Genomic DNA, 8,597 nt, shown 5'->3' on the forward strand with positions numbered 1-8,597 from the left:
CGCCGGGCGGACCCGACGCGTTGATGTCTTATTCGCCGACGCTGATCTTCAGCCCCGCCGCGATGGCGAAGGGGGTCAGCGTCACCGCCAGAGCGGTCAGCGTGGCCAGCCACAGCAGGTGGCCGGCCGTGGGCAATCCTTGCAGGTCCGCCTGCAGCGCCCCGCTGCCGAGAATCAGCACCGGGATGTACAGCGGCAGAATCAGCAGCGCCAGCAGCAGGCCGCCGCGCTTGAGACCCACGGTCAGCGCCGCGCCGACCGCGCCCAGCAGGCTCAGCACCGGCGTGCCGAGCAGCAGCGAGAGCAGCAGCACCGGCAGGCAGCGCGGCGGCAGGCCGAGCATCAGCGCCAGCAGCGGCGACAGCAGCACCAGCGCCAGGCCGGTAAATAACCAGTGCGCCAGCACCTTGGCCAGCACCAGCAGCGCCAGCGGCTGCGGCGAAACGACCCACTGCTCCAGCGAGCCGTCCTCGAAATCGCTGCGGAACAAGCCGTCCAGCGACAGCAGCACCGCCAGCAGTGCGGCGACCCAGACCAGGCCGGGCGACAGGGTCTGCAGCAGCTGGCTTTCCGGCCCCACCGCCAGCGGGAACAGGGCGATGACGATGGCGAAGAACACCAGCGGGTTGGCCAGCTCGGCCGGACGGCGGAACAGCAGTCGGCTCTCGCGGGCCAGCAACAGGGCAAAGACACTACTCATGCGGCACGCTGCCCAAGGTCCAGTTCGCGGTAGCCGGAAGGCTTGTTTTCCAGTGTGTGGTGGGTGGTCAGCACTACCATGCCGCCCCGCTCGCAATGCCCGGCCAGATGCGCTTCCAGCTGGGCCACGCCCTGCTTGTCCAGGGCGGTGAAGGGTTCATCCAGGATCCACAGCGGCGGCGCATCCAGGTACAGGCGCGCCAGCGCCACACGGCGCTGCTGGCCGGCGGACAGCCGGTGACTGGGCACGTCCTCGAAACCGCGCAGGCCGACGGCAGCCAGGGCCTGCCAGATCGCCTGGCGCTCGGCCGGCTGGTGCAGCGCACACAGCCAGGCCAGGTTCTCCTCGGGGGTCAGCAGGCCCTTGATGCCGGCGGCGTGGCCGATCCACAGCAGGTTGCGGGCCAGCTCGCCACGCTGCGCCGCCAGCGGCTCGCCCTGCAGGCGCACTTCGCCGGCGGTCGGCTGCATCAGGCCGCACAGCAACCGCAGCAGGCTGGTCTTGCCACTGCCGTTGGGGCCGACGATCTGCAGCATGTCACCGGGCATCAGGCGCAGGTCCAACGCTTCGAACAGCAGCCGCCAGTCACGCTCGCAGGTCAACGCAACGGCTTCGAGGAATGGACGGCTCACGACATGCGTATCCACTTCAGTATGCAATCAGGGCCAGACGGGCCGCCGCTGAAAATCGACGATCCGTCTTAAGTCGGACCAACGGCAGCCGCTATCTAGTAACGGGCGCCCCGGCGAATGGCTCGGCATTATACATGCGTGACTTGGCTATCAAGACGGGTAATTACGACAGGTTGTAAAGGCAATTCCTTTTTGATGAGCGAGATCAATTTTACCCTTCCGCCTTCCCTGCCCGGCTCCACCAGCGCCGCCGGCGGCCTGGCGCCCCACACACTGAAGGCGCTCACCACCCTGGAGGGACTGCTCGCTCCCGGCCAGCAGGCCCAGGCCCAGGTGCTGGGCCGAGCCGAGGCTGCCCAGGGACAGCAGATCAGCCTGCGCCTGACCCTCGCCGACGGGCGCAGCGTGACGCTGGACGCCCTGGCCACTCGACAGCCCGAGCTGCCGGCCGGCACGCGCCTGCAACTCACCGCGCTGCCGGACAACCGCCTGCTGATTACTCAGCCCGACGCGGCCCGCCCGCTGACCCGCCTCGACCTGCCCGCCGGCAGCCTGTTGCAGGCCCGCGTGCTGTCCAGCACGCCCAGCGGCAATCTGCAGCAGATCGTCGCGCAGCTGCCGGACGGCCGTCAGCTGCTGCTGGAGAGCGCCAGGCCCCTGCCCGTCGGCAGCCTGATCAATGCCCGCGTGCTGGACGATCGCAGCCTGCAAGCCATCAGCCCGGACGCGCGCGTCCAGCAACTGGACCTGCTGCAGCAACTGGCCAGCCAGTTCGCCCGCCAGTCGCCATTGTCCACACTGTTCACCGCGCTGCGCTCGCTGCAGGGCCAGCCCCTGCCATCGGGCCTGCAGCAGAGCATCGAACGCCTGTTGAACAGTCAGCCCAGCGCGGCGCAGCTCAGCGACTCCCGCCAACTGGCGGCCATTCTGCGCAACGCCGGCGTCGGACTGGAGCACCGCGTACTCAGTGGCCAGGGCGGCGCACTGGACAGCGACCTGAAGGCCAACCTGCTGCGCCTGCTCGGCCAGCTGTCGAGCTTCAATCCGGCCACGACCCTGCAATCCCCCGCCGGCACCCTGCTGATGGCCACCTTGCCAACCCTGGCCCGCCAGGTGCTAGGCGCACTCGGCCAGCGGCCCGAGCGCCAGCCGGGGCTGAGCTTTCCGCTGCCCACGCAGCGCCTGGAGGGTCTGGAGAACCCCAGCCTGCAGACGCTGCTGAAGCTCGCCGCCGGCGCCGTGGCCCGGGTGCAGAGCCACCAGCTGGCAAGCCTGGCGCAGGGCCAGGCCAGCAGCACGGAAGGCCAGCCGGCCACCGTGCTGCAGATGGAGATACCGGTACGCGAACTGCCCACCCCGATCCAACTGCGCATCCGCAGCGAGGACGGCGAACCGCGCAAACGCAAGGGTTCTGAGCGTCAACGGCAATGGAAGATCGATCTGGCCTTCGATCTGGAACCACTAGGCCCCCTGCAGGTGCAGGCCCAGCTATGTCGCAACCAGTTCAGCGGCCAGCTGTGGGCCGAGCGCCCCGCCACCGCGGCGCTGATTGATCGGGAGCTGGGTGAACTGCGTCGCACGCTCAGCGAGGCCGGACTGGAAATCGGCGAACTCGACTGCCATCGCGGCACGCCCCCCGCGCCGCCGAGCACGCCCCTGGAAACCCACTGGATACACGTGACCGCATGAACGAGCCCCGCGCCATTGCCCTGCGCTACGACGGCCAGAACGCCCCGACCCTGGTGGCCAAGGGCGACGACGAGATCGCCCAGGCGATCATCGAGCTGGCCCGCGAATACGAAGTGCCTATCTACGAGAATGCCGACCTGCTGCGCCTGCTGGCCGGACTGGAGGTCGGCGATGAGATCCCCGAGGCGCTGTACCGCAGCGTGGCGGCAATCATCGCCTTCGCCTGGTACCTGAAAGGCAAGGCGCCCGAGGGATTCACCCGGCAGGACGACTCGCTGCCAATGGCGGACTGAGCGGCGTGGCGCTCAGTTGGCCGGTGGCGTGGCGCCGCGGGCCTTGTGCAGCTTGCTGACCAGTTCCGCTTCGCCCTTGGTCAGGCCGCAGGACTGGGTGAGATCCTCGACACTCGCGCCCAGGGTCACCAGCCGCGAGGCCTGGATGTAGGAAATCATCGCCGGGTCACTCTGCTCCAGCTTGCTGAGCCGCTCGGGAAGCGGCGCGGCAAGCTGCTGCAGCGCCTGCAGTTCATCGCCCATCTTCACGCACACGCCGATGTAGGTATCCACCCGACGGGTCAGCTCCTGCATGCTCTGGTCACGCTTGAGGTGACGCTCGGCATGCTGCCTGAACTGATATTCCATGCTCTTGTTCAGGCGCTGCAGGCGAGTGGCCAGCCAGACGCAGGTCATGATCAGCGCCAGGCAGACCCCTGCCAGTACGATCAGGGCGATTCCGTGTCCCATCTTCAGTAGTTCTCAAGTTCCGACCATTCTTCCTCGGTCATCATCTTGTCCAGCTCGACAAGAATCAACAGCTCGCCGTTCTTGTTGCATACGCCCTGGATGAACTTCGCCGACTCGTCATTGCCGACGTTCGGCGCGGTCTCGATCTCGGACTGCCGCAAATAAACCACTTCAGCCACGCTGTCGACCAGGATACCGACCACCTGCTTGTCCGCCTCGATGATGACGATGCGGGTGTTGTCGGTGATCTCCGCCGAGTCCAGGCCGAAACGCTGGCGGGTGTCGATCACCGTCACCACGTTGCCGCGCAGGTTGATGATGCCCAGCACATAGCTCGGCGCACCGGGCACCGGTGCGATTTCGCTGTAGCGCAGCACTTCCTGGACCTGCATCACATTGATGCCATAGGTTTCGTTGTCCAGGCGGAAGGTCACCCACTGCAGCATCGGATCGTCGGAGCTTTGCGCTGTCGAATTCTTCATTGTCCACCTCGTCGTCGAACGCCCGGGCCCGGCCCGCGGCGCGTATCCGTTCTGCCCGCCTTGGCGGGCGCCTTTCAGCGCGCGCGCTTGAGCGCACCGCTTTCAATCAGGTCGGCCAGCGACGCCACGTCGAGCAGCGCGCACATGTGTTCGATCACCGTACCCGCCAGCCACGGGCGCTGGGTGCGCAGGCTGCGCCACTTGACCTGGTCCGGGTGCAGGTGGATGGAACGGTCCACCTTGTGCACCGCCAGTCCCCAGTCGAAGCCCTGGATGGTGATGACGAACGACAGGTTATCGCGAAACTCGTCGCGATAGCGTTCTGGCATCACCCAGCGTGCGGTATCGATCACCTTGATGTTGCCGCTGTGGGTCTTGAGCATGCCCAGGAACCAGTCCGGCTGCCCGAACAGCGGGGTCAGCGTCTGGCCTTCCAGCGAATGGATGGTGCCCAGGCAGACCAGCGGCACCGCCAGGGTCAGCCCGGCCACGTCGAACAGCAGGCACTCGAAACGCTGCTCACCCCACTCGGGACGGCCAGCCACCACCTTCGGTGGCAGCGGGGGCACCGCGGCTGCAACGACAGGCTCGGCGAGCGGTGCCTGGACCTTCGCCTCGGCTGGCTGCACACGCGGCGGAGCCACCGGCGCAGCGACCTCAGCAACAGGCGCGGACACCATGGGTGCCGCAACCACCGGGACCTCGACCACTGGCGGCGCGACAGGCGCCTCAACCACAGGCTGCGCAACGACCGGGCTTTCGGCCACTGGCGACGCAACCACCGGCACCTCGGCCGCCGGCAGCGCGACAGGCGCTTCGACCTGCGGGGCCGCAACCACCGGTGCCTCGACCTTGGCGGGGGCTTCGACCACAGGCACCGCGACCGGCGCCAGCGGCTCCGGCTCGCTCGGCGTGCTCACGGCGACTGGTGCGGCAGGCACCGGCGCATTGATCACCGCCACGGGGGCCTCGACCAGTTTGATGTCGGTCAGTTTGATGGTCGGCAATACCAGCGGTCGCGGTTCCAGTACCTGCGGCTCGGCCACCGGCCTGGCGCTGGCAGGCACCGCCTGCGGGCGCAAGAAATCCTCGGCACGTACCGGCCGGTCATCAGTCGCCTCTTGCAACAGCTCGTCCAGATAGGACTGCAGGGCCTGCTGCGGTCCGATCCGAGGGGCGTCCTGGGTGCTCATATCCTGCATCCGTAAGTCTTTCCTCTGATTGCTATCGGCCGACAGGGGCGACAGCTTGATAGCCGGGCGTCACGCCGGCTGTCCCGGCTGGCGTGCCAGCAGGGATTTCAGCAAGGCCCGATAGGCGATCACGCCGCGACAGCCGGGATCGAACTGCGACGGCACCAGACCGGCGCGACTGGCATCGCGCAGCCTCCCGTCGGTGGGGATATAAGCCGGCCAGATGTGCTCCTTGTGGCGGTCGCGCAGCAATTTGAGCGTCGACAGCGAGGCCTGCGAGCGGCGATCGAACAGGGTCGGCACGATCAGGTAGGGCAGCGCCTGGCGGCGCGAGCGGTTGATCATGGTCAGGGTGTGAACCATGCGCTCCAGGCCCTGCACGGCGAGAAACTCGGTCTGCACCGGCACCACCAACTGCTGGCAGGCCGCCAGGGCGTTGACCATCAACACCCCGAGCAGCGGCGGGCTGTCGATCAGCACGTGGTCGAAATCGTTCCACAGTTGCGCCAGCGTCTTGGAAATCACCAGCCCCAGGCCGCTCTTCCCGGGCGTCTGGCGCTCCAGGGTGGCCAGCGCGGTGCTGGCCGGCAGCAGGGCGATGCGCGGATGACTGGTCTTCTGCAGAAGCTGTGCGGCGAGCCCATCGGGCACCTGGCCGCCATGCTGGAACAGCTCGAAGCCGGTGCGTTCGAGGTTGTCGGGGTTGTAGCCGAAATAGCTGGTCATCGAGCCATGGGGGTCGAGGTCAACGACCAGTACCCGCTTGCCGACGTCGGCCAGCAGGCCGGCCAGGGCCACGCTCGTGGTGGTCTTGCCGACCCCGCCCTTCTGATTGGCTACTGCCCAGATTTTCATCAACTGCTCCTTCTCGTCCGCGACTCAGCGCGGACCACTACCGGCCATCAATGCCGGCGTTTTGACAGCACCTTCGATCCGGGCGTCAGTGTGCGGCGCCAGTGCAGATTGCGTGCCAGTGACCGCCTGGCGATTTTCCACACGGGTGCTCCCGCTGCGCCGGGTTTCCAGGAAGCGCGACACCACCAGCACCACGCGACGGTTCTTGGCACGCCCGTCGGGCGTGGCGTTGTCGGCCACCGGGTGATACTCGCCGTAACCGACGGCGGCCAGGCGTCCGGGCGCCACGCCGTCCATGTTCAGCATGCGCACGATGCTGGCGGCACGGGCGGCGGACAATTCCCAGTTGGTGGGATAGAGCGGCGTGCTGATCGGCAGGTTGTCGGTGAATCCCTCGACCTGCACCGGATTGTCGAAGGGCGCCAGAATCCTGGCGATCTTCTCGATGATGTCGAACGCGTGGTCGTTGGGGATGGCGTCGCCGCTGGGGAACAGCAGGCTGGACTTGAGTTCGATCTCCACCCAGGACTCGGTGCCGCGCACGATCAGCTGTCCTTCAGCGATCAAGCCGGCGAAGGCCTGCTCGATGTTGCGGGTGATCTGCGCCAGCGGGTCGCCGTCCTCCATGGGCATGGGCCCGCCGTCATCTTCCATGCTGAGGTCGTAGTCGCGGGTGCGCGGGCGCTCCTGGCCAACCGGGATCGGTTTGATCGCCTTCTCGTTCTGGTTGAAGATGCCCACCAGGGTGTCGGCCAGGACCTTGTACTTGCCCTCGTTGATCGACGAGGTGGCATACATCACCACGAAGAAGGCGAACATCAGGGTCATGAAGTCCGCAAAGGACACCAGCCAGCGGTCATGGCTGGGCTCGGTGTCCTGCTGTCGGCTACGGCGTAGACGCATGGCTGGGCCCTACACCAGGAAGCCTTTGAGCTTGTGTTCGATGGAGCGCGGGTTTTCGCCTTCGGAGATGGACAGCACGCCTTCGATGAGCATCTCGCGATAACGGGTCTGCACCCGGATCACTGCCTTGAGCTTGTTGGCCAGCGGCAGCAGCAGCAGGTTGGCGAAGGCCACACCGTAGATGGTGGCGACGAAGGCCACGGCGATACCGGTACCCAGCTGGGAGGGATCGGTCAGGTTGCCCATCACCTGGATCAGGCCGAGCACCGCGCCGATGATGCCGATGGTCGGCGAATAGCCACCCATCGCTTCGTACACCTTGGCGGCCTGCAAGTCGCGCTCCTCGTGGCTGTACATCTCCACTTCCAGGATGGTGCGGATGTTCTCGCTCTCCACGCCATCGGCCAGCAGCTGCATGGCCTTGCGGGCATAGGGGTCGGGCTCGCGCTCGGCCATCGGCTCCAGGCCGAGCAGGCCTTCCTTGCGCGCCACCAGGCTCCAGCGGGTGACCTTCTCGATGCCCTCCTCCATGCGGATCGCCGGCGGGAAGAACACCCAATGCGCCACCGCCACCGCCCGCTTGAGCGTCTGCAGCGGCGTCTGCAGCAGGCAGGCGGCCAGCGTGCCACCGATGACGATCAACGCGGCCGGCGCGTTGAGCAGCACCGCAAGGCTGCCGCCCTCCAGGAAGTTGCCGCCCAGGATGGCGATAAACGCCAGCAGAATGCCGATCAGGCTCAAGACATCCATTACTGGCAAGCCTCGCTCAGGTGACGCCCGATCTCGTCCAGGTCGTAGATGCCGTCGGCCAGGTTGGCCTTGGCCACCGCCATGGGCATGCCGTAGATGACGCTGCTCGCCTCATCCTGGGCCCACACCTGGCTGCCGGCCTGCTTGAGCATGCGCGCGCCTTCGCGGCCGTCGGCACCCATGCCGGTCAGCACCACGGCCAGCACCTTGTCGCCGTAGGCCTTGGCGGCCGAGCCGAAGGTAACGTCCACGCAGGGCTTGTAGTTCAGGCGGTCATCGCCGGGCAGGATCTTCACCACGCCGCGGCCGTCCACCATCATCTGTTTGCCGCCGGGCGCCAGCAGGGCCAGGCCCGGGCGCAGCAGGTCGCCGTCCTCGGCTTCCTTGACGCGGATCTTGCACAGCTTGTCCAGGCGCTCGGCAAAGGCGCCGGTGAAGGCTGCCGGCATGTGCTGGATCAGCACCAGCGGCGCCGGGAAGCTGGCCGGCAGCTGGGTGAGCACGCGCTGCAACGCCACCGGACCGCCGGTCGAGGTGCCGATCGCTACCAGCTTGTAGGCCTTGCGCTTGGGGGCCGGCCAGCGCTCGCTCACGCTCGGCGTCGGCTCCGCCTCGGCGGGCGCTGCGCCGCGCAGCGGTCGACGCGCGGG

General features: G+C 67.2%; 11 protein-coding genes. 2 read left to right on the plus strand and 9 right to left on the minus strand.

Annotation, left to right across the window (positions count from 1 at the left end; all coding sequences use genetic code 11):
- Positions 1-28: 28 nt before the first annotated feature.
- Together ccmB and ccmA are read right to left on the minus strand one after the other, a co-directional pair.
- Positions 29-700 carry a heme exporter protein CcmB gene (gene ccmB, locus AS93_RS0114380; RefSeq protein WP_027591260.1) on the minus strand — a complete coding sequence of 224 codons (672 nt, stop codon included), beginning with the start codon at positions 698-700 and terminating at the stop codon, positions 29-31.
- Positions 697-1,359, minus strand: coding sequence for a cytochrome c biogenesis heme-transporting ATPase CcmA (gene ccmA / locus AS93_RS0114385; protein WP_234702668.1), 663 nt, complete (start codon positions 1,357-1,359; stop codon positions 697-699). The genes ccmB and ccmA overlap by 4 nt, the downstream gene beginning before the upstream one ends.
- A 168-nt stretch (positions 1,360-1,527) precedes the next feature.
- Here ccmA and AS93_RS0114390 point away from each other — a divergent pair, with 168 nt between their 5' ends.
- Positions 1,528-3,021 carry a flagellar hook-length control protein FliK gene (locus AS93_RS0114390; RefSeq protein ID WP_027591262.1) on the plus strand — a complete coding sequence of 498 codons (1,494 nt, stop codon included), beginning with the start codon at positions 1,528-1,530 and terminating at the stop codon, positions 3,019-3,021.
- Positions 3,018-3,314, plus strand: coding sequence for an EscU/YscU/HrcU family type III secretion system export apparatus switch protein (locus AS93_RS19450; RefSeq protein ID WP_037009418.1), 297 nt, complete (start codon positions 3,018-3,020; stop codon positions 3,312-3,314). Before AS93_RS0114390 ends, AS93_RS19450 begins: the two co-directional genes overlap by 4 nt.
- 12 nt (positions 3,315-3,326) lie before the next feature.
- Here the strand turns inward: AS93_RS19450 and AS93_RS0114400 are convergent, their stop codons facing one another.
- The 7 genes from AS93_RS0114400 to AS93_RS0114430 form a co-directional block, all read right to left on the minus strand.
- Positions 3,327-3,764 carry a DUF2802 domain-containing protein gene (locus AS93_RS0114400; RefSeq protein WP_027591263.1) on the minus strand — a complete coding sequence of 146 codons (438 nt, stop codon included), beginning with the start codon at positions 3,762-3,764 and terminating at the stop codon, positions 3,327-3,329.
- A gap of 2 nt (positions 3,765-3,766) precedes the next feature.
- Positions 3,767-4,246, minus strand: a complete 480-nt coding sequence (locus AS93_RS0114405; protein WP_027591264.1) for a chemotaxis protein CheW — start codon at positions 4,244-4,246, stop codon at positions 3,767-3,769.
- Positions 4,247-4,320: 74 nt separating this feature from the next.
- Positions 4,321-5,439, minus strand: coding sequence for a chemotaxis protein CheW (locus AS93_RS0114410; protein ID WP_081798313.1), 1,119 nt, complete (start codon positions 5,437-5,439; stop codon positions 4,321-4,323).
- Between the two features lie 69 nt (positions 5,440-5,508).
- On the minus strand, positions 5,509-6,294 hold the full coding sequence (locus tag AS93_RS0114415) for a ParA family protein (RefSeq protein ID WP_027591266.1): 786 nt from the start codon (positions 6,292-6,294) through the stop codon (positions 5,509-5,511).
- Between the two features lie 24 nt (positions 6,295-6,318).
- Complete coding sequence (motD, locus tag AS93_RS0114420; RefSeq protein ID WP_027591267.1) at positions 6,319-7,197, minus strand: flagellar motor protein MotD; 879 nt, start codon at positions 7,195-7,197, stop codon at positions 6,319-6,321.
- Between the two features lie 9 nt (positions 7,198-7,206).
- Positions 7,207-7,947 (minus strand): flagellar motor protein, encoded by a 741-nt coding sequence (locus tag AS93_RS0114425; protein WP_027591268.1) that lies wholly within the window; start codon positions 7,945-7,947, stop codon positions 7,207-7,209.
- Positions 7,947-8,597, minus strand: a 651-nt coding sequence (locus AS93_RS0114430; protein ID WP_027591269.1) for a chemotaxis protein CheB, incomplete at its 5' end; no start/stop codon positions are given. The genes AS93_RS0114425 and AS93_RS0114430, both read right to left, overlap by 1 nt.

It is taken from the genome of Pseudomonas sp. RL (assembly GCF_000647775.1).
Classification (GTDB): Bacteria; Pseudomonadota; Gammaproteobacteria; order Pseudomonadales; family Pseudomonadaceae; genus Serpens; species Serpens flexibilis.

What these genes read in the sequence shown, in the direction of transcription:
- AS93_RS0114410 (WP_081798313.1), bottom strand. Translation starts at nt 5,439, where the DNA reads ATGAGCACCCAGGACGCCCCTCGGATCGGACCGCAGCAGGCCCTGCAG.
- AS93_RS0114390 (WP_027591262.1), top strand. Translation starts at nt 1,528, where the DNA reads ATGAGCGAGATCAATTTTACCCTTCCGCCTTCCCTGCCCGGCTCCACC.
- AS93_RS0114425 (WP_027591268.1), bottom strand. Translation starts at nt 7,947, where the DNA reads ATGGATGTCTTGAGCCTGATCGGCATTCTGCTGGCGTTTATCGCCATC.
- AS93_RS19450 (WP_037009418.1), top strand. Translation starts at nt 3,018, where the DNA reads ATGAACGAGCCCCGCGCCATTGCCCTGCGCTACGACGGCCAGAACGCC.
- AS93_RS0114405 (WP_027591264.1), bottom strand. Translation starts at nt 4,246, where the DNA reads ATGAAGAATTCGACAGCGCAAAGCTCCGACGATCCGATGCTGCAGTGG.
- AS93_RS0114415 (WP_027591266.1), bottom strand. Translation starts at nt 6,294, where the DNA reads ATGAAAATCTGGGCAGTAGCCAATCAGAAGGGCGGGGTCGGCAAGACC.
- ccmB (WP_027591260.1), bottom strand. Translation starts at nt 700, where the DNA reads ATGAGTAGTGTCTTTGCCCTGTTGCTGGCCCGCGAGAGCCGACTGCTG.
- AS93_RS0114400 (WP_027591263.1), bottom strand. Translation starts at nt 3,764, where the DNA reads ATGGGACACGGAATCGCCCTGATCGTACTGGCAGGGGTCTGCCTGGCG.
- motD (WP_027591267.1), bottom strand. Translation starts at nt 7,197, where the DNA reads ATGCGTCTACGCCGTAGCCGACAGCAGGACACCGAGCCCAGCCATGAC.